The sequence below is a fragment of the Enterococcus sp. MSG3299 genome (assembly GCF_050555765.1).
Taxonomy (GTDB): domain Bacteria; phylum Bacillota; class Bacilli; order Lactobacillales; family Enterococcaceae; genus Enterococcus; species Enterococcus faecalis.
Genome location: NZ_CP187869.1, coordinates 2,352,027 through 2,372,534, shown reverse-complemented (window position 1 = coordinate 2,372,534; position 20,508 = coordinate 2,352,027). Strand labels below are relative to the sequence as shown.

General features: G+C 35.6%; 19 protein-coding genes and 1 other annotated feature. Of the genes, 15 read left to right on the top strand and 4 right to left on the bottom strand.

From position 1 onward, the window contains the following. Positions 1–3 precede the first annotated feature (3 nt). Positions 4–393, top strand: a complete 390-nt coding sequence (locus IGL23_RS11625; RefSeq protein ID WP_002394253.1) for a conjugal transfer protein — start codon at positions 4–6, stop codon at positions 391–393. 77 nt (positions 394–470) lie between these two features. Here IGL23_RS11625 and IGL23_RS11620 read toward each other — a convergent pair whose 3' ends face one another. After that, positions 471–779 carry a hypothetical protein gene (locus IGL23_RS11620; protein WP_430619654.1) on the bottom strand — a complete coding sequence of 103 codons (309 nt, stop codon included), beginning with the start codon at positions 777–779 and terminating at the stop codon, positions 471–473. A gap of 5 nt (positions 780–784) precedes the next feature. Further along, on the bottom strand, positions 785–1,006 hold the full coding sequence (locus IGL23_RS11615; RefSeq protein WP_002410065.1) for a hypothetical protein: 222 nt from the start codon (positions 1,004–1,006) through the stop codon (positions 785–787). A gap of 157 nt (positions 1,007–1,163) precedes the next feature. On the opposite strand from IGL23_RS11615, the gene IGL23_RS11610 reads away from it, so the two are divergent. The 12 genes from IGL23_RS11610 to IGL23_RS11555 all read left to right on the top strand — a co-directional run bounded on the left by IGL23_RS11610 (position 1,164) and on the right by IGL23_RS11555 (position 15,066). Next, positions 1,164–3,668, top strand: a complete 2,505-nt coding sequence (locus IGL23_RS11610; RefSeq protein WP_002410066.1) for an ATP-binding protein — start codon at positions 1,164–1,166, stop codon at positions 3,666–3,668. 15 nt (positions 3,669–3,683) lie between these two features. Continuing rightward, positions 3,684–5,735 (top strand): ATP synthase F0, A subunit, encoded by a 2,052-nt coding sequence (locus IGL23_RS11605; protein WP_002410067.1) that lies wholly within the window; start codon positions 3,684–3,686, stop codon positions 5,733–5,735. Between the two features lie 42 nt (positions 5,736–5,777). Continuing rightward, positions 5,778–6,806 carry a phage tail tip lysozyme gene (locus tag IGL23_RS11600; RefSeq protein WP_033596161.1) on the top strand — a complete coding sequence of 343 codons (1,029 nt, stop codon included), beginning with the start codon at positions 5,778–5,780 and terminating at the stop codon, positions 6,804–6,806. A 12-nt stretch (positions 6,807–6,818) separates the two neighbouring features. Then, complete coding sequence (locus tag IGL23_RS11595) at positions 6,819–7,043, top strand: hypothetical protein (protein ID WP_002371406.1); 225 nt, start codon at positions 6,819–6,821, stop codon at positions 7,041–7,043. Next, positions 7,040–7,576, top strand: coding sequence for an EF0163 family protein (locus tag IGL23_RS11590; RefSeq protein ID WP_002410069.1), 537 nt, complete (start codon positions 7,040–7,042; stop codon positions 7,574–7,576). Before IGL23_RS11595 ends, IGL23_RS11590 begins: the two co-directional genes overlap by 4 nt. A gap of 65 nt (positions 7,577–7,641) precedes the next feature. After that, entirely contained in the window at positions 7,642–7,998 is a 357-nt protein-coding gene (locus IGL23_RS11585) for an LptM family lipoprotein (protein WP_010712805.1), read from the top strand. 80 nt (positions 7,999–8,078) lie between these two features. Then, positions 8,079–8,303, top strand: coding sequence for a DUF3173 domain-containing protein (locus IGL23_RS11580; protein WP_002365191.1), 225 nt, complete (start codon positions 8,079–8,081; stop codon positions 8,301–8,303). After that, positions 8,278–9,396 (top strand): site-specific integrase, encoded by a 1,119-nt coding sequence (locus tag IGL23_RS11575; protein WP_002410071.1) that lies wholly within the window; start codon positions 8,278–8,280, stop codon positions 9,394–9,396. The genes IGL23_RS11580 and IGL23_RS11575 overlap by 26 nt, the downstream gene beginning before the upstream one ends. 91 nt (positions 9,397–9,487) lie before the next feature. Beyond that, positions 9,488–10,702 carry a tRNA uracil 4-sulfurtransferase ThiI gene (thiI, locus tag IGL23_RS11570; protein WP_002359156.1) on the top strand — a complete coding sequence of 405 codons (1,215 nt, stop codon included), beginning with the start codon at positions 9,488–9,490 and terminating at the stop codon, positions 10,700–10,702. Between the two features lie 129 nt (positions 10,703–10,831). Continuing rightward, the gene (locus IGL23_RS11565) at positions 10,832–11,479 is read left to right on the top strand and encodes a redox-sensing transcriptional repressor Rex (protein WP_002365189.1); all 648 of its coding nucleotides are present in this window, start codon (positions 10,832–10,834) and stop codon (positions 11,477–11,479) included. Positions 11,480–11,542: 63 nt separating this feature from the next. Further along, positions 11,543–12,031 (top strand): thiol peroxidase, encoded by a 489-nt coding sequence (gene tpx / locus IGL23_RS11560; RefSeq protein WP_002367321.1) that lies wholly within the window; start codon positions 11,543–11,545, stop codon positions 12,029–12,031. Positions 12,032–12,080: 49 nt separating this feature from the next. Next, positions 12,081–12,320, top strand: a binding site (T-box leader). A 103-nt stretch (positions 12,321–12,423) separates the two neighbouring features. Beyond that, the gene (locus tag IGL23_RS11555) at positions 12,424–15,066 is read left to right on the top strand and encodes a valine--tRNA ligase (protein WP_002355112.1); all 2,643 of its coding nucleotides are present in this window, start codon (positions 12,424–12,426) and stop codon (positions 15,064–15,066) included. 46 nt (positions 15,067–15,112) lie between these two features. On the opposite strand, the gene IGL23_RS11550 is transcribed toward IGL23_RS11555, so the two are convergent. Both IGL23_RS11550 and IGL23_RS11545 read right to left on the bottom strand, forming a co-directional pair. Beyond that, positions 15,113–15,712, bottom strand: coding sequence for a TVP38/TMEM64 family protein (locus IGL23_RS11550; RefSeq protein WP_002355114.1), 600 nt, complete (start codon positions 15,710–15,712; stop codon positions 15,113–15,115). Then, a complete protein-coding gene (locus tag IGL23_RS11545) occupies positions 15,705–18,269 on the bottom strand; it encodes a YfhO family protein (RefSeq protein WP_033594327.1) in 2,565 nt (854 codons plus the stop codon). Before IGL23_RS11545 ends, IGL23_RS11550 begins: the two co-directional genes overlap by 8 nt. 248 nt (positions 18,270–18,517) lie before the next feature. Between IGL23_RS11545 and IGL23_RS11540 the strand changes: the two genes are divergently transcribed. Further along, positions 18,518–19,840, top strand: coding sequence for a bifunctional folylpolyglutamate synthase/dihydrofolate synthase (locus tag IGL23_RS11540; protein WP_033594326.1), 1,323 nt, complete (start codon positions 18,518–18,520; stop codon positions 19,838–19,840). Beyond that, the gene (locus IGL23_RS11535) at positions 19,824–20,483 is read left to right on the top strand and encodes an HAD family hydrolase (protein WP_002385286.1); all 660 of its coding nucleotides are present in this window, start codon (positions 19,824–19,826) and stop codon (positions 20,481–20,483) included. Before IGL23_RS11540 ends, IGL23_RS11535 begins: the two co-directional genes overlap by 17 nt. Positions 20,484–20,508 lie beyond the last annotated feature (25 nt).

Below are 20,508 nucleotides of genomic sequence, written 5' to 3'. Positions count from 1 at the left end.
TATATGAAATATTACGATTATTCAAGGGGCTTAAAAGCCCCTTATTCAATGCAAGTTATTAAGTCGCCTAAAGGACAAGTGGTGTGGGTATTTGCACAACCTGTTAGTCTATCCTATCTCCTAATTCTATTCTTAGGGATTGTGTTAACTGGCTTGTTTTGGAAAGAAGTACCATTACCACAAATTTTAGGAATTAACTTAAATTTGTTAATCATGGTGTTGGTGCCGAATAAAGTTGCTCGTTGGTATTCCGAAAAGGAATTCGAAGGAAAAACAGGCTTTGGTTTTTTAAAAGATGGTTTTGTCTATGTGAAAAATTATGTGTTAGATAGTAGACCAATTGTAGCTTTCGAACGAGTAAAAGAAATAGAAGAGTTTTCATTTAAACGTTAGTACAAAAAGCGCACTATATCTATGAATAAAAAAAACAAGGAGCGTATAGCATTAGCTCCTTATTTTTTATGTCTAAATTATGAATTTTTATATTTTAAATAAAGCATGACTGCACAGACTATTATTCCGATGACTAAAATTAGCACAGTAACAATACTTTCATTTTTATTTATTTTTCTTTCAGGTCTATAGCTAGGATTAATTTGTTTTGCGTTAAAATCAGTAATTCCAAAGTCTAAAGTAGGAAGTAAAAACAGTAATAAAATAATATATATAATTCCCGCTATAAGGAAAATAGGAGCGTTGGTGAAAAGTGAAATAATGGTACCTATGATTATAGGAGTTAAAATGTATAAAAAGGATTTGATAACATTTTCTTTTCTCATTTTAATTACCAAATTTTGTTATTCATGTTTCCCATATTTCCTAAAGGAACACAATAACCACCGCTCATATTTTTTCCACCTGTAGACCAACCACCTTTTTTAAAATAAAAACCACCAGGGCAAGAGCTACCAAATTCAGCTTCTCTGGCACTAGCTTCTGAACTAAAAATAAAAGGTGTTACCATTTCGAAAATAGTTAAAGCTAAAAAAACTTTTTCTTCATACACTTTCCTTCTTTCCAATTATTATTTAAAAGCTATATTAAATATAGCTTTATTTTATAATAACTGAATGAAAAAAAGTTGTCCAATAATATATAGAAATTTCTGAAAAATCATTTTTAATGTTAATTACTAAAATAAAATCAACAAGAAAGGAAAAAATATGCAATTAGAATATCCATTAACGAATCATATGAAAGGAAATATTGTTTTAACACAAGAAAAAACAGCGATGGCTTACTATCGTGTTCGTTCTGAAACGGTAATGTTGACTGATGTTGAAAAGAAATTAAAAACGAAAAGAAAAGTTGCTCGTGCGTTAAATCGCTTAAAAGCAAATGATGGATTTGAAATTAACCTTTTGCCAGTTAATGCCGACATTCGAGGGAAAATGGGTGCTATGCGCTCTTTAATAGATTCTAATAATTATGAAGTAGGCGTAGATAAATTAATGAAAACGGCAATGGTTTTAGAACAAGAAATGGGTATGGTTTACGAATATACGTGGATTATTGGTGTGCCTTTAATCAAGAAAGATCTCGCTGTTGATTTAAAAGAAACCGTTACTAACTCAATTAGCAACGTATCGGAAAAGTTTGTCAAAGGCTTAGGTTTTGATGTAGAACTGTCGGAGTGTTGGGAAAAAGATTATCGAGAGCAAGAATTAGAAGTCTACCAAAATTTATCTGAATTGTTAATTGAACGATTATCGGAAGATGAATTGTACTATTATCAAGCGTATCAATTTTTAAAAAATATTCCACATGAGCGACAAGATGTTCTTTCTAGTCAAAACTTAGATAATTTAATGGCAACAAAAATTAAACCATTGTTCGGTGGAGGGCTTCATTTAAATTGTGATTATGGCGAAAGCTATATATCCTACCTTCCAATGGGAGATGTAGGTGTTTTTCTTGATGGTAATCATTTTTTAGAGGTCGTTCAAAAAATGCCTTTCCCAGTTGAAGTGAAGATTCAAGCGACTTTTGCAGAAAGTAAAGGGCAATTGGCACTGTCTGGGCGTTCGTCACGTGCAAGAACCCGCACTAAGAATATCATGCAGGAAGCACACTTAGCTGGTTCTAAACAAAAACGAAAGATTGTTGAAGGTCAATTATCACTAGACGATTTAGACCAAAAAATTGATGATGGTGTGGATATTATTGACTGGAAAGCAGTGGTTGTTGTTAGTGGTAGTACAAAAAAACAAATGCGTGCAAGAAAAAAATATCTAATCAATCGTTTTGATAGTTTAGATATTCCACTTATTAAAGCAACGTTTGATAATCCTTATTTATTTCAATCCACTTTGTTTGGTAATTTTATCCGCATGCAGACTTCTCGTTGGCAACACACGTCAACAATTGAATCGTTTGCCGAGTTGAATTTCTTTACTTCACTTCATGCAGGTACGAAGTTAGGCTTTTACCTTGGACGTATTGATACAACTTTAGAAGAAAAAGAAGATAGAAAATCTATTATTTCCAGTTCAAAAAATTTAATTTTTATGAATATGTTACTAGCGAATAAACAAAATGTTGATGGGAAGAAAACAAATAATCCCCACTGGGCTTTAACTGGCGATACTGGGAACGGAAAATCGGTTACAGCTAAAACATTGTTTATGCAAATGGCACTTTTAAAAGACAGAGTGTTATACATTGATCCGAAAAAAGAAATGCGAAAGCAATTTATGTATACAATCAATGCCCCTGAATATCAAAAGAAATATCCTTTAGATGTTGATTTTGTGAAGTCCTTTAATTTTGTCACTTTAGATGTTCGTGATACGAAAAACCATGGCGTCCTTGACCCGATTGTTCTATTTAATGAAACAGAAGCCACGTCTACCGCTAAAGCGATGATAACGAATGTTTATGATGGTACATGGAACTTAAAACAGAAAACAGCAAGTAATGAAGCTATTACAAAAGTAATTTCTGAACGAAAAGCAGGAAAGAAAGTTGGATTCTGGCATGTTATTGAATTGTTAGCTGAGAGTGAAATCTCGGATGTTAAAGACATGGGGAGATTTTTATTGTCAACAATCAAAGGGTCTGTTTTAGAATTGGCGTTTTCTCATGGAGAAGTGGAAGGTTTGTCATTCGATAGAAAAGTAACCATTTTGGAAATCGAGGACTTAGATTTACCAACTGATAAAAATGAAAAGTTAGATGAAAATAAACGGTCGTCAGTTACACTGATGTTTGCTTTAGGAACGTTTTGTTCGAAGTTTGGTTCAAGAAATCCAAAAGAAGAAACAGTGACGTTCTTTGATGAATCTTGGATTTTTCAATCTTCTCCTGAAGGTAAAGCAATTTTGAAATCTATGAAACGTATTGGCCGTTCGTTTAATAATTTCTTAGTATTGATTACACAATCAACAAATGATTTGGATGATAGTGAAGATGGTACTGGTTTTGGAACAGTGATTTGCTTTGATGAAGTACAAAATCGAGAAGGTGTTTTGAAATATCTTAATTTACCAGTGAACGAAATTAACATGAAATGGGTCTCAAATATGGTTCAAGGTCAGTGCTTAATGAAGGATATGTTTGGTCAAACCAATCGAATTGTTGTTCATGTAATTTTTGAGGAATGGTTGGAACTATTCAAAACTGTTGATGATACAGAAGCTTCTAAAATGGAGAATCGCTTTGTTGCATAGGAAGGAAGTGAGAAGATGCAGTATCTAATTGACAGTTATAGTGCGTATACGGTTGATGGTGGTTTGTTGGATAAAGGATGGCAAGTAGTAAATTGGTTCTTTGTAGATATACCATTCTTTATCTTACGAACGTTTGCTTCTTTTTTCCTTTTTTGTGAGAACGTCTTAAATCAATCTAGTTTCTTTGAAGGAAAACAAGAAACAGTATTGAATATGTCAAAAGATGTCCTAAATGACTTTGGTGGCAAGGGATTTAGAGGTAGTTCTTTATTTGCGTTAGCGATTCTTGTAAGTGCATATTATCTGCTTTATCATTTCTTTTCCAGTCGTAGAAGCTTTTCAAAAGTATTCCTTCATTATTTAGCAGTTGTTGTTTTATTTGGTTTTTGGTTTGGCTCTGTATCAACGTCAACAGGCACAACAAGTGGCTCAACGTTCTTGATTCAATCAACTAACGCAATTGCTAAAGGAGTACAAAGTACGTTTACTACAAGTGCCAATTTAGGAACAGAAGGTTCTAAAGATGGAGAAGTATACCAAAGCCCTATTTTTGATGCCACAGTAAAACAAACATTTAATTTTGTAAATAGTGGTTCACTTGATGGGAAAATGGAAAATGGTAAAAAGTTAGACGAAAGTAAACTACTAGAAAAACCTAAATTGTCTAAAAAAGAAAAAGCAAAGTTTGAGGATGAAAGAAGTACCTATATAAAAAATAATGAGAAAGATAATCCATACTTCGCACAGGACGGAGCAAAAACAATGGAAAAAGCTTTTGGCGTTGGTGTGGGTGTAGTCAATTTAGCAGTCTTAGCAGTGCCTGTCACGTATATTAATATTATGCTCAATGTAATTCAAATCATTGTTGATTTACTCATTTTTGTTTTTCCGATTATTGCGTTGGTGTCTTTCTTCCCTCGGTGTCAAATGATGATGTTTAAATTTTTTAAATCATTAATTGGCATTTTATTTTTACCTGTAGTTTTCGGTATCTTTTTGTCTGTGTTGTTTTGGGTCAATAAGTTAATTGACCAAGCGTTTTTAGGATTGATGGATAAAGTAAGTAGTAGTTTATTAATGGTGATGTCTGGTGGTGTTTTTCTTTTAGGCACATTAATTGTTACTGCATTGGTGAAAATTATTTTGTATCGGAAAATTTGGAAAAGCAGATATAAAATATTATCATTCTTTTCTGATGGTCAAGTTCAACAACCTTCTTTTGAATCAAAAATGAATGAAAAAACAAAAGAAACGGTTGAACGTACAGGTGAAATTGGTGTTGGAGCAGTGAAAGCAGGAATAGGTGCTTCCACTGGGAATTTAGCGTTGGCTGCTGATGGTGCTAGTCATTTAATGCCAAAACATGACAAGGCATTGAACTTAGCCAAAGACCATTTTATTGACGATAATGGGCAATTTGCTGGTGTTAAAACAGGATTGAATTCATTATTGAATCGTTCTACTCAAGAAGAACAACAACCATTTAAAGACGATATGTTGCCCGACGAAGAAATTGCGGAAGTAGAAGAGCCAACCAATGTTGATAATGAGGAACTAGAAGAAATAGAAGATAAAGCTTTAACTGATGAAGTGGATAATTTTGAAGATTCAACAGATGATGAAATGGATAATTCTTTAGAAGAATTTGATGTTCCTGTGTTAGATGAAAATGTATCTGATTTTGATACTGATACTTCTTTAGCTGATGAAAATAATATTGAATTAGAGCCAATTATTGAAAATGAACTTGATAGTTTAGATTCAAGTTTAGATTCAAGTGAAAATGATAGAGAAGAGCCAATTCAAGAACTTGATGAGCAAGAAATAGCGGACAATTTGAATGTTAGGGTTGATAATTTCGATGAGTTGGCATTTGCTCGTGAAGAACGTGCATTTTTTGATGGTGGAGAGGATAGCGAATTAATCACAAACAACAATGATTCATTAAATAACGTTTATTCATTTTACCAAACAGAAGAAAACTTCAATAATTTAGAACAAACAGAGGAACAATTTTTTGGTAGTGTGAACACGGAAGAATATAATTTTGATGTTGTAGAGGGCTGATGAAATGTTTATCAGTCTTCTTTTTTATTGAAAGGAGAGAACATGAAGAACTTAAATAAGATTTTAATTGCTAGTTGCTTTGTCTTTATTCTTCCTTTTTTATTATTTTTAGGTGTATTTTCTTCTAGTGAAAGTGGAGATTCTTCCCAGTTTCAGCCTGCTACACCACAGGAAAAAGTAGCATTAGAAGTTTCTAACTACGTGACGTCAAACGGTGGAACGTTGCAGTTTGCAGCCGCTTGGATTGGCAATATGGAACATGAAAGTGGATTAAATCCTGCTAGAATTCAAAGTGATTTGGCTTTTAATCCTTCTATTGCTTATAACGCTAGTTTAGGCGGTTATGGAATTGGATTAGGACAATGGGATTCAGGACGAAGAGTTAATTTATTAAATTTTGCAAAAAGTCAAAAAAAGGAATGGAAATCAGTAGCTTTACAAATGGATTTTGCGTGGAATAAGGATGGTTCTGATAGTGACTTACTTAAAAGAATGTCTAAATCAAAAGATGTGAATACACTTGCGGTAGATATTTTGAAGCTGTGGGAACGAGCTGGAACAAAAGATGCTCCTGTAGAACAAGTAAACAGAAAGACTAGTGCTAATAATTGGTATAAGCGACTTTCTACAGGTTCGATGGGCGGAGGTTCAGCCAATATTGGTGGAGGAGAAATTGATATTTTAGAAAATGTACTGGGACAAACTATTAATGGTGGGCAGTGCTATGGCTTATCTGCTTTTTTTGTTGAAAAACAAGGAGGTTTTCAAATGATGGGTACAGGACATATGTTTGCGAGTGAGATTGGTAATGATTACAATTGGCCGTCAATAGGTTGGAAAGTGATAAAGAATCCAAACTACTCGGATATTAAAGCAGGAGATGTTATTAATTTTGGACAAGGTGGTGTGGCTACTAGTATTTATGGACATACTGGTGTTGTTGCAGGAGTAGAAGGCAAAGGAAAATTTACAACATACGAGCAAAATGCGGAACAAGGTCAAATTGTTGCTAAGTATTCTCGGACTTGGGGATTAGATTTTCCACATGTGACCAGCATAGTAAGGAAGTAGGAGGAATTATGAATGATTTTGAGTAAGAAAAGTGGTTTAACTAATCGTCAGATAAAAGAAATCTGTTCGAAATTTAACTGTAGAAAAAATGAATTTGCAGTTCAAAAGTACCAAGATGGTTTTTTAGTAGCTGTGAATAATAAAGAGTATCGTGTTAAATTTTCTGAGGGAATTTTTTCAAAGGTTGTGTATATTAAAGAAGTGCAACGCATTTCAAAGAAAGTAGGTAGAAAATGAAAAAGTTAAGTTTAGTAGTTTTAGTATTAGGTGTTGGATTAATATTTTCTGCTTGTGGAGGAAATACCAAAGGTCATGAAACGGTGGCTTCGTCAACAACTGAATCGGTGACTATGAAACCAGTTGATAATATAAATACTACGAAAAGAAGTGAAGTAACTGAAAAAAGTAGTACCAAGTCTATACAGAGTAAGGATAAATCAACGGAAGAAAAGGTATCTAACACTTACCAGTTGGTAGAGGACTTTGGAAATGCTTATGCTAATTTTTCTAGTATCAATGATCGTAACGAAAATTTGAAGAAATTAATGACTGCTGAATGTATAAAGAAAAATGGTATTGATGTGAAAACTGGTGCAAAATTGGAAAGTAAAGGTGAAGTAAGTTCAATATATCAAAATGATAAAAAGGAATACGCAGTCTTGCTTGATTGTGAACAAAACGGAACAAAAACAAGGGTACTTTTACTGGCAAAAGTGAAAGGGAATAAGATAGCAGAAATTACCTATAACTCAGTGAAACAAGAGTATTAATTTTGATATACAATTTTTTGCTTTATTTAATAGTGTTACGTTTATATAAGTTAGGAGATGATAAAATGAAAAAGGCAGCTTCAATTGTGTTGATGGTTGTTGCAATTTTTATGATATCTGCCTGTGGTTCTAAATTAGATAAAACAGGTGAAGAATTTAAAGACTCTATAATTAGAGATTCTGCATATGGTGATGAGCATTCAGAAGATAGTTTTAGTTTTTTGATGTATAAAGATAAAGACACTAATCGTTATTTGGCTGATATTTGGGTTCCTGTTAAAGATGAGCCTAGTACATTGGAGTATTTTTATTATTATGATGAAGATAAGCAGTTAGATAGTACAAAAAGTAAAGCAACTTTTGATGATATGAAAGCTAGTGGTAACTATGAAGTTATCTACAAGTCGGGTAAATTTAAATAGAAATTCAATTTTATTGAACATTTGACATAGGGTAGTGCTAATTAAGTACTGCTTTTTTTTATGTAATTAAATAGAAGGAGATGGTATTATTAATGTTAAGTACTGTGACAAAAAAAGACATTATTAGCCTTGGATTTTCTCCATACCAATCACAACGTGTTATTCGTGAAGCCAAAGCTTTACTAGTAGAAAGAGGTTGCCACTTCTATAGTGGTAAGAAAATCTCTTGTGTTCCTGTGAGTGTAGTTGAAGAAATTTTAGGAATAGAGGTTAATAAAGGTGGCAAAGACATCAAATGTTTATAAAGACAAAAAGACAGGTAAGTATTATTTTGTTGCAAGTTTGGGTTTTGATTTAAAAGGGAAAAGAATACAAAAATTTAAGCGTGGATTTAAGACAGCAAAGGAGGCAAAAAAAGCTTATAATCAGTTTATGATTGATTATCAAGAAAAACGTGAAAAGATTACATTTGGTAATTTTTACGAAGAATATTATAAATGCTGGTACAAAAATCATGTTAAGGAAGGTACTTTTAAGACCAATACAGGTATAATTGAAAATCATTTATCTATCTTTAATGAGGTACAGATAAATACTATTGAAACGGTTGATTTACAAAAATTGATTAATTATTTATCTGGTGAGTATAGAACTAAAACAGGTGAAAGTTTATCTCCAGAGTATATTAATTTGATCATTTGTAATATTCAATCCGTATTTGAGCGAGCTTTTATTTTTGGGTTTATTGATGAAGATATATCAAAAAAAGTAAGTAGAGTTCGTGTTGAAGAGAAAGAAGTTAACATTTGGACTATAGATGATATGCAAAAAGTAATGCTGCTTAGTGATGAAAGCGATAGTTTATTGTTCTTTAAAAAAATGTTTTTTAGATTTTTATTCATGACAGGTCTTCGGCTAGGTGAAGCCTTAGCTTTGAATTGGGAAGATGTTGATTTTGACAGTAAAGTTGTTTATATTAATAAGACGATGCTTGTTAAAAATAAAAGAGAGTTTAGAACTACAACGCCAAAAACAAAAAGTAGTATTAGAACCGTATCTCTTGACGATGAAACGCTACGGCTTTTTGAAATATGGAGAGAACAGCAATCTCCTTTAAAAATAAACCTTATATTTTCTATAGATGGTGGAACATTGGCTAAGTCTACAACGCATGGCTGGCTTAAAAAACTTTGTGACTTAGCAGATGTGCCAGTGATTAAGATACACGCTTTAAGACATTCTCATGCTTCTATGTTAATTGCCCTTAAGGAAGATTCACTGGTTATTAAGGAAAGATTGGGTCATAGTCGTATAACAACTACTTTAGAAAAATATGGGCACCTTTATAATGGAAGAATGAATGATGTTTCTAAGAAATTAACTGATTTAAAAATTTAGAATAGTAATTGTTAGCTTTATTGTTAGCAAATATAATGAAAACTAATTGTAAGCTTTGTTTTAAAGCGATTTAGAAAGGGATTAATAGAAAGTGAAATATACAGAAATTATGGTTCGCTATGGCGAATTATCAACTAAAGGAAAAAATCGTAAAACGTTTATCATGCAGTTAGCACAAAATGTGAAACGTGCGTTAGCTGATTTTCCAGCATTGAAAATCCATGCAGATCGAGATAGAATGCATATTTTATTAAATGGGGAAGATAGTGAAGAAGTGATTCCGAAACTAAGTAAAGTGTTTGGAATTCAAAATTTTTCGCCAAGTATTCGTATTGAAAAAGAAATGCCAGCGATTCGTGCAATGGTTCAAGAGGTTGTTCGGGAAGTTTATACGCCAGGTAAGACGTTTAAAATTACTGCTAAACGCTCGGACCATTCATTTGAACTTGATTCAAATGGCTTGAATCAAGAATTAGGTGGGGCTGTTATTGAAGCCATTCCGGAAATTCAAGTACAAATGAAAAAGCCTGATATCAACTTAAGAATTGAAATTCGTAAAGATGCGGCGTATTTATCTTATGAAACGATTCGCGGTGCGGGTGGATTGCCAGTGGGCACCAGTGGTCGTGGTATGTTGATGTTGTCAGGAGGCATTGATTCACCAGTTGCTGGTTATTTAGCTATGAAACGTGGCGTGGAAGTGGAAGCTGTCCATTTTGCTAGTCCGCCTTATACAAGTGAACAAGCGTTACAAAAGGCTAAAGATTTAGCTGAAAAATTAGTCCCTTATGTAGGAACTATTCAATTTATTGAAGTGCCCTTTACAGAAATTCAAGAAGAAATAAAACGAGTTGTTCCCCAAGGCTACTTAATGACCATTACACGACGTTTAATGTTACGTTTAACAGATGCAATTCGTGAAATGCGGAAAGGTTTAGTCATTATTAACGGTGAATCGTTAGGACAAGTGGCTTCGCAAACACTTCAAAGTATGGTAGCAATTAATGAGGTTACCTCAACACCGATAATTCGACCTGTTGTTTCAATGGATAAGACAGAAATTATCGAAATTGCCGAAAAAATTGACACGTTTGAATTAGCCATCCAACCCTTCGAAGATTGTTGTACAATTTTTGCGCCACCGCAACCGAAAACACGACCTCGCTTGGATAAAGCGCAAGATTATGAAGCGCGCTTAGACTTGGAAGGTTTAATGGCTCGGGCCTTAGAAGGACTCAAAATTACAGAGATTTCAGCAGAAACAGCGAAAGATAAACAAGAAGACGAATTTGCAGATTTCCTATAAGAAATAAATACAGTGACGGTCGCTTAGACGTCACTGTATTTATTTTGTACTTATTTCACAAACAAGTTGCTCGGAGAGGGGAACCGTGATAAACTGAATATGTGAAGTAGGTAACAAGGAGGACAGAGGATGGAGAAAAAAATGCCTAAAGCAACGGCAAAACGTTTGCCGGTTTATTTACGTTATTTAAAAATGTTAGGGGATTCTGGTGTTAAACGCATTAAATCACGAGAGTTTAGTGAAATGATCCAGATTCCTTCTGCAACGATTCGGCGTGATTTTTCCCACGTTGGTGAACTGGGCCGAAGCGGTTATGGTTACGATGTGCCGTATTTAATTGAGGTATTTAGTAATATTTTAAATACGCAAGAAGAAAAAAGAATTGCTCTGATTGGTTGTGGCAATTTAGGCAAGGCATTATTAAAAAATAATTTTAGACGCAACGAGAATTTGAATATTGTCTGTGCTTTTGATAATGATTCAGCTTTAGTTGGCACCACGATTAATGGATTATTAGTTCATGATATGTCTGAGTTAGAAGCATTCGTTCGACAAGAAGGGGTCACGGTAGCCATTTCTACAGTACCCAGTCACCATGCCCAAAAAGCTATCGACAAAATTGTTCAAGCGGGTGTGACTGCGATTTTAAATTTTGCGCCAGACCGTGTCAGTGTGCCAGCCAACGTTAGTGTGCAGTATATTGATTTAACAACGGAACTGCAAACACTGATTTATTTTAATGAAACTTTTTCACTAGCAAATAGCCCAAAGCAATAAAATTGTCTTCATAAAAATCCTCTACTATACTTATTATTGAAAGTGGAAAAGGAGGATTTCAGAATGAATGTTACAAGAAAAGGGCACGTATTAGAATTGACAGGTGAACAGCCCGAAGTTGGCACAAAAGCCCCCGTCTTTTCTTTGAAAAATTTAAACAACCAAGAAATCAACTTGGCAGATTATAAAGGTAAAACGGTTTTAATTAGTGTGGTTCCTGATATCGACACACGTGTTTGTTCACTGCAAACGAAACGTTTCAATCAAGAAGCGGCGAAATTAGACGGTGTTCAGATTATCACGATTTCCAATAACACAGTTGAAGAACAAGCAAATTGGTGTGCCGCTGAGGGTGTCGAAATGGAAATGCTTCATGATACTGAAGACTCATTTGGTGCAGCTTATGGTTTGTATATTCCAGAAATGGGCCGTTTAGCACGTGCTATTTTTGTGATTGACCCAGAAGGAACGTTAGTTTATGAAGAAATCGTCTCAGAAGTTTCGTCGGAACCCGATTATCAACAAGCGTTAGAAGCTGCAAAAAAAGTGTAATCCCTCTAGATTACAAATTGACTTTGCTTGCGCTTCATTGTAGAATGAAGCAAAGACAGCGAACAAGAGGAGTATCATTGGCGTCGTTTTAGAGAAAAAGTCGTTCAGGTGCAAGACTTTTACACAACCAGTGAGAAGGTAGCTTGTGAGTCAATGGTTTGAACACAGTACGTTAGTAGAACGATTCGTTTCGTGAACGTTATCTCACGAATGAGTGGCATTTGAATGAATTCAATTCAAATGCAATTTAGGTGGTACCGCGTAAATAAGATGAATCTACGCCCTAAAATACGAAAGTATTTTAGGGCGTATTTTAGTGTTTAGCCCAAAAAAACTCATTTGTAAAATAATTACCGCTCCAAATCGCGTATTTTAAGAAAGAAGGGGAAAAAATGTCAGAAGAAAAAAACTTACCAACGAAATATCAACCGACAGAAATCGAAGCTGGCCGTTATCAAAAATGGCTAGATCAAGATTTATTTAAACCAAGTGGCGACAAAAAAGCGAAGCCCTATTCAATTGTTATTCCACCACCTAATGTAACAGGGAAGCTACACTTAGGGCATGCTTGGGATACAACATTACAAGATATGATTATCCGCCAAAAAAGAATGCAAGGCTTTGATACGTTATGGCTGCCAGGAATGGACCATGCTGGAATTGCTACGCAAGCAAAAGTAGAAGAGAAACTAGCACAACAAGGAATTTCACGTTACGACTTAGGTCGTGAAAAATTTGTTGATCAAGTGTGGGAATGGAAAGAAGAATATGCTTCTCACATTCGTGAACAGTGGGCAAAAATGGGCCTTTCTTTAGATTACAGCCGTGAACGTTTTACTTTAGATGAAGGGCTATCTGAGGCCGTTCGTAAAGTGTTTGTCTCTCTTTACGAGAAAGATTTGATTTACCGTGGTGAATATATCATTAACTGGGATCCAAAAGCGAAAACAGCATTGTCTGATATTGAAGTAATCCATAAAGATATTGAAGGAGCTTTTTACCACATGAGCTACCCATTATCAGATGGTTCTGGCGTTGTTGAAATTGCGACAACGCGTCCTGAAACAATGTTGGGAGATACGGCGATTGCGGTCCATCCAGAAGATGAACGGTATCAAGAACTTATTGGTAAGACAGTTGTCTTGCCATTAGTAGATAAAGAAATTCCAATTATTGCAGATGACTATGTAGATATGGAATTTGGAACAGGGGTTGTAAAAATAACACCTGCCCATGATCCAAATGACTTTGAAGTCGGTAATCGTCATGACTTACCTCGAGTAAATGTTATGAACGAAGACGGCACGATGAATGAACTGGCTGGAAAATACGAAGGAATGGATCGTTTTGCTGCACGTAAAGCGATTGTCTCTGACTTGAAAGAATTAGGTCGCTTAATTAAGATCGAAACAATGAATCACAGCGTGGGCCATTCAGAACGAACAGGCGTTGTCGTGGAACCACGTTTATCGACCCAATGGTTTGTAAAAATGGGACCATTAGCTGAAAAAGCAATGAAAAATCAAGAAACAGAAGACGCTGTTGAATTTTATCCACCACGCTTCAATCAAACATTTTTACGTTGGATGGAAAATGTACATGACTGGGTTATTTCGCGACAATTATGGTGGGGCCATCAAATTCCTGCTTGGTATCACAAAGAAACGGGCGAGATGTATGTTGGGATGGAAGCGCCAGCCGACAGTGAAAACTGGGTTCAAGATAGTGACGTCTTAGATACATGGTTTAGTTCTGCTTTATGGCCATTTTCAACGATGGGTTGGCCAGATGAAGCAAGCGAAGATTATCAACGTTACTTCCCCACAAGCACATTAGTTACTGGCTATGACATCATCTTCTTCTGGGTAAGTCGTATGATTTTCCAAAGCTTAGAGTTTACAGGTGAACGTCCCTTCCAAAATGTCTTAATTCACGGCTTAATTCGTGATGAGCAAGGACGCAAAATGAGTAAATCATTGGGGAATGGGATTGACCCAATGGATGTCATCGAAAAATATGGCGCAGATGCGTTACGTTGGTTCTTATCAAATGGTTCAGCACCTGGTCAAGATGTTCGTTTTAGTTATGAAAAAATGGATGCTTCTTGGAACTTTATCAATAAGATTTGGAATGCAAGTCGTTTCGTTATCATGAATGTAGAAGGTATGACTGCTGCAGATATTGACTTTAGTGGTGAAAAGACTGTCGCTGATCGTTGGATTTTAACGCGCTTAAACGAAACAGTCGCCCGTGTGACAGAATTATTTGATCGTTTTGAATTCGGTGAAGCAGGTCGCCAATTATACAACTTCATCTGGGATGATTTCTGTGATTGGTATATTGAAATGAGTAAAGAAATTCTTTACGGAGACAATGAAGCAGCTAAACAAACAACACGGAGCATCTTGGTGTACACATTGGATCAAATCTTACGCTTATTGCATCCAATTATGCCGTTTGTAACAGAAGAAATTTGGGAAAAAATTCCGCATCAAGGTGAGTCATTGGTTGTGGCAGAGTACCCAGTTGTTCATGAAGAATTTAACGATGAAGCAGCAGCTCGAGGAATGGAAGTTCTGAAAGAAGTTATTCGTTCGGTTCGGAATATTCGAGCAGAAGTGAATACACCACTTTCTAAACCAATTACCTTGTTAATTAAAACAAACGATACAGAAGTAGAAGAATTTTTAACAGCTAATACTAGCTACTTGGAACGCTTCTGTAACCCAGAGGAATTAGTCATCAGTCGTGAAATAGAAGCGCCAGAATTAGCCATGTCCGCTGTTTTAACAGGCGCAGAACTATTCCTACCATTAGCTGGGTTGATTAATATCGAGGAAGAAATTGCTCGCTTAGAAAAAGAATTAGACAAATGGACAAAAGAAGTCAAACGTGTGCAAGGCAAACTTTCAAATGAACGTTTTGTGTCAAATGCACCAGATGAGGTCGTGGAAGCAGAACGTGCAAAAGAAAAGGACTACCTTGAAAAACAAGAGGCTGTCAAAGAACGGATTGCCCAATTACGTTCAATCTAAAAAAAAAAAGACAACAAAACCAAACGTTGGTTTTGTTGTCTTTTTGTTATAATTTGCCAAATAATTGAAACAAATACAACATTAAATAGCTGTAAGTAGCCACAGACCAGAATTTTAATAAAAGAACAATTTTCATGAATTCCTTTAAAGATATATCTGTAATTCCCGCCACTAAACAAACAATATCATCTGGAGCGAAGGGGACTAACATAGTAAAGATTAAGAGCTTTTTGACATTGTGTTCATTTTTGTCTAAAATCTCTTCAAATTTTTTGTATTTATTTGGTGAAAGGATTATTTTTACAAAGCTACGTCCATAGTAACGAACTAGTAAAAAGCCAATAAACTCACCAATAATCAACCCAAGATAGCTATACAAAAGGCCTTGCAAATTGCCAAACATCAACATTCCTGCAACAGAAGAGATTCCTCCAGGTAGAATAGGGATAATCACTTGGACGATTTGTAAAAGAATGAAACACAGAACCGCATAGTTACCAAACTGTTTAATAAAAGCTTGCAAGGAAGCAACAGAATGAAAAATTCCTCTGGAATATCCCCATAAAATTAAGCCGAAGAAAAGCACCAGTCCAACTAGGGGTAACCACCGAATGAGTCCATTTAAAAATTTTTTCTGATTAGTCATGAGTGGCCTCCTGACGTTTTCGACGGTATTTTTTAAAGCCAAGATAACCAGCCGTTCCCAGTAAAACCGTTCCGCTGACGGCAGTGCCAAGATAAATCATTCTTGGATGATAGGCAAAGGTTAACTGCTGTTTGCCAGCTGGGACTTCAACAGCTAAAAAGCCACCTAGAATGCGTTGTGTTTTTAAGGGTTCTTTTTGTACCGACGATTTGACTTGCCAATCTTGGTCATAAGGAATGGACGTATACAGTAACTGAGTGTCATTTCCAGGTACATTCAGTGCGCCATTTAAATGGCCTTTTTTAGTTGCATTCACGTGAAGAGCTTGTTGGCGTAATTTGTCAACCGCATGATTAAAGGCTGTTTGGTCTAAAGTTTGAAGTTGCCAATTAGTTAAATCAACCACTTGTTCAGCAGTTAGTGACAGGGTCACGGTAGTTCCTTTTTCAAAATGCCCTAAATTGAACAGTTGATTGGTTGCAATATAAATCGGCGTCGAGATAACTTGTTGGTTTACCTTCAATTTTGTAACTTTTTTCCATTTTAAATTCGGAATATAAAGATGCAAGTCGCCAGTGCTATTCACTTTAAAGGTTGCTTCAATTGTTTCGTTGGTATGATGAGGTTCATTTATCAACGAAGCTGTTTTAAAGTAAGGTTTGTCCGTCGGCACGAGCGTTTGCAGGAGTTCTTCTTGGGCATCTAAAGGATTATTTTTTGCTAATTTTAACTTGGTTAATGCGGTTGGCGCCAAAAAGCCCATACCGATCGCTTCATCATTTTCCATGATTTTCGTGGAACCAACTGTTTTTAGCAATTTTTCACTCGTAGGTTTTTCAATTGGTAAAAAGTCATATTTCACATTTAAAAGTAAATTGGTTAGTTGTGAATTATCCACATAGGCAATCCGGCGATCATTTTTTCGATACAAACCTAGCGCACTTAATGTGTCTTGGGTAGTGGCAGTTAAAGTCGAAGTATAGCTAGAAACGCCAGCATAGCCATAAAGTAAAGGATTATTGTAGCCATTATTGATTTCACGGAACCCTGTTTCTTTGGAAGGAATGACTTGTTTCATGCGATAAAGTTCTGGTGCTGAGGCCATTTTTTCATCGATTAATTGGCTGTGTTTTCGGTAATCTTGGGCAAATGTTGCTTGGCTACCAAAGGGCATATGTTTAAAAGAAATCCAGAAATTCGTTGTTAATTCTGTGCTGACCAGTAAGAATAAAGCCACGACTACATAGTTTCTTAAGGCCTTTTTGTGTGCTAAACGCAAGCAAACGAAAATCAACCAAATAAAAAGTAAACTTAGCCATAAATAATTGATCGAAATTAAGAGATTCTTTTGTGGACCATAATACAAAGATCCGTAGCCAATGACTAACAGCAGACTAAAAATAATAGGTGCGGACCAAGGAATGGTCACTCTTGTAAGCCAAGCTTCATAGGCAAAGACAATCAATAAAAAGCTAAAGATAAAGACATTTCGGTAAGGGAACCCAGCTGGGCTTTGAAACATGTGCCAGACAGTATTAAAGGCTTCTAACCAAAAGCTTAAAAAGAGAATGAATAAAAGAATCGCTGAAGCTATTCTTTCTTTTAACGCAATTTGTTTCGTTTGAAAATAGGCAACACAGAGGAGTGTCACAAATAATCCAGCAAAAACGGTTGGTAAATGGTCTAAACGCAACTCATAATTAATAGAACCTAAGCCTAATTGCGAGAAAAACGAAGTGTTGAACTTAGGCGTTAAAAAGAACGTCGAGACATCAAAATCTGCTTTTTTTGTATAGAGCATCCCTTCTGCTGCAGGTAATAATAAAAAGCTAGTTGCAGTTCCTGTTAAAAAAGAAACGAGGATGAATAACGGACTTTGTTTAAAAAATTGCCGAATAGCATGGGCTTGGGTATTCTTTTTAAAGAACCAATAGATACTGTACAAAACAGCAAAGAGACAAATCATATAACCCATGTAGTAATTCGTCACAATCGCTAAAAACAGGGTTATACTGTATAAGCCCCATTTGCGTTGATCCCATAAACGTTGGAGTCCCAATATGATAAGCGGGAATAGAATCAGTGCATCCAACCACATAAAGTTTTGGCTATAGACGGTGACAAAGCCACAGAAACTATAGGACGTTGAAAAAAGTAACGTGGTGCCATCAACTTTTTGATAGGTGTATTTTAAATAGCTAAACATCGTAGTGCCCATCAAGGCAAGTTTTAAGGTAATAATCCATAAAATTGCTATAGGTAATTGTTCATAAGGAAAAAAGAAAGCCAACACATTAAAAGGGCTCAGTAAGTAATAGGCTGCCAAAGGAACAATCGATTCACCAATCTCATTGGAAAAAGAGTAGAATGTAGTTATTCCCTCGTGAAAAGAGTGTTTTAAAAAACTCAAGAAAGGCATGTATTGTGTGCCTAAATCACTAACTAATAAGTTGTTGTCACCAAAAGGCGCAAGTTGTAATGTCATCCATACAAGCAACAGAAGTAAAAACGGCAAGAAAAAACTTCCTAACCATAAAAGCTTCGATTTGTTTTTCATCAAAATAAGTCCACCTTTATAAAAAAATCATGAATAAGCGTGTTGAACGCTCTAAAAATAGTTTTTAATTGGCTGGCTGGAATGAACCATCCAGAATGTTAGTTTACCATAAGTTCATTAATGTATCCGCTAATAACGCAAAATTATGAAAAATGCAAAAAGTTTTCAAGAAAAAGTTTCAATTGGTTATTAGTGAAAAAGTCACCTAACTTAGTTATAATGTAGAAGAAGACAAGGAGTTGGACAAGATGCAATTAACAATAGAAGAAGCCATTGAATGGATTCATAGCCGGTTACCCTTTGGCTCAAGACCTGGTTTGGATCGGATCAATGCGTTATTAGAAAAAATTGATCATCCAGAAAACAAAGTGCCAACGATTCATATCGCAGGAACCAATGGTAAAGGCTCAACCGTGACATATTTACGCTGTCTATTAGAAGAAATGGGCTTGAAAGTCGGAACCTTTACCTCTCCTTATATTGAATCATTTAATGAAAGAATTGCGATAAATGGTCAACCAATTTCAGACGAACAATTGATTACCTATGTGGAAAAGTATCAACCAATCATTAAAGAATTAGACCAGATCACTGAAGTGGCTGGAATTACAGAATTCGAAACATTGACAGGAATGGCCTTGGACTATTTCGTGAATGAACAAGTGGATATCGCAGTTGTTGAAGTTGGCTTAGGTGGATTACTTGATAGCACCAATGTCGTGAAGCCATTATTGACGGGAATTACGACAATTGGGAAGGATCACACAGAAATTTTAGGTGAAACAATTGCTGAAATTGCCTATCAAAAAGCGGGTATTATTAAAGAAAAAGTCCCAGTAGTAACAGGCAATATTTGTGCTGATGCGCTAGCAGTCATTGAAAAAGTCGCACAAGAAAAACAGAGTCCAATTTTTCGTTTTGGCAAAGAGTATCAAGTGGAATATCTACATCCTGATACACAATGGGGGGAAGTATTTAATTTCTATGGAGAAATGGGCAAACTGACAAAGATTAAAGTTCCCTTGTTGGGGCGTCACCAAGTAGAAAACGCGGCGGTAGCTATTCAATTATTTGACAAGTATTGCCAACTACAACATTTGCCGTTTAAAGAACGAGACATTACTCAAGGGTTAGCTAAAGCGCAATGGCCAGCTCGAATGGAACGTCTTAGTGATGAACCGTTGATTGTTTTAGATGGTGCCCACAATGATCATGCAGTAAAACGCTTAGTTGAAAACTTGCGCAAAGAGTTTCCACAACACACGATTCATATTTTATTTTCAGCTTTAGTAACTAAAGATGTGGATGAGATGATTCAGGACTTAAAGCAAGTACCGAATGCGCATCTTTACTTAACTAGCTTTGATTACCCTAAAGCTATTGCACTTACAGAAATGGAAAAATATGAAGACGATTTAACAGAAATTGTGTCTTTATGGCAATTTGGCTTAGGCGAAATTTTAGAAAAAATGTCGACAGATGATTTATTATTAGTAACAGGTTCATTATATTTTGTTTCTCAAGTAAGAGAATTACTTTTAACTATAGGAGGAAATGATGAAGAAATTTGATGGCGTAATTTTTGATATGGATGGGTTGCTTTTTGATACAGAGTTGATTTACTATACATCTACTCAAAAAGTAGCAGATGCAATGGGGTTGCCATATAGTAAAGAAGTCTATTTAGACTATGTTGGGATTTCCGATGAAGAAGTACAAGAGAATTACCGACGTATTTATGCATCCTATGGTCATGACACAGTGGAAGAATTTATCCGCCGTTCTTATGATGATACCCTGCAAGAGTTTCGATCTGGTAACGTCCCTTTAAAACCAGGGGTGGTGGAATTCCTCGACTTTTTAGATGATCAAAAAATTCCTCGATTGGTTGCTTCAAGTAACGTCCGTCCAGCAATTGAAATGTTATTAAGCCACGCTGGGATTCAGGATCGTTTTGTAGGAATTGTTTCAGCAGAGGACGTTAAACGAGCAAAACCGGACCCAGAAATTTTTCAAAAAGCACGTCAACTTTTAGGAACAGAAGCCCCGAAAACCTTGATTTTCGAAGACTCATTTCATGGGGTAAGTGCGGCTCATAGTGCGGGCATTCCAGTGATCATGGTACCTGATTTATTGCAACCAACTGAAGTTATCCAAGAGAAAACATTACATGTCTTGGAGAGTTTACATCAAGCGCCACATTATTTAAAATAATAAAAACAACACTCCTTTGCGTAGT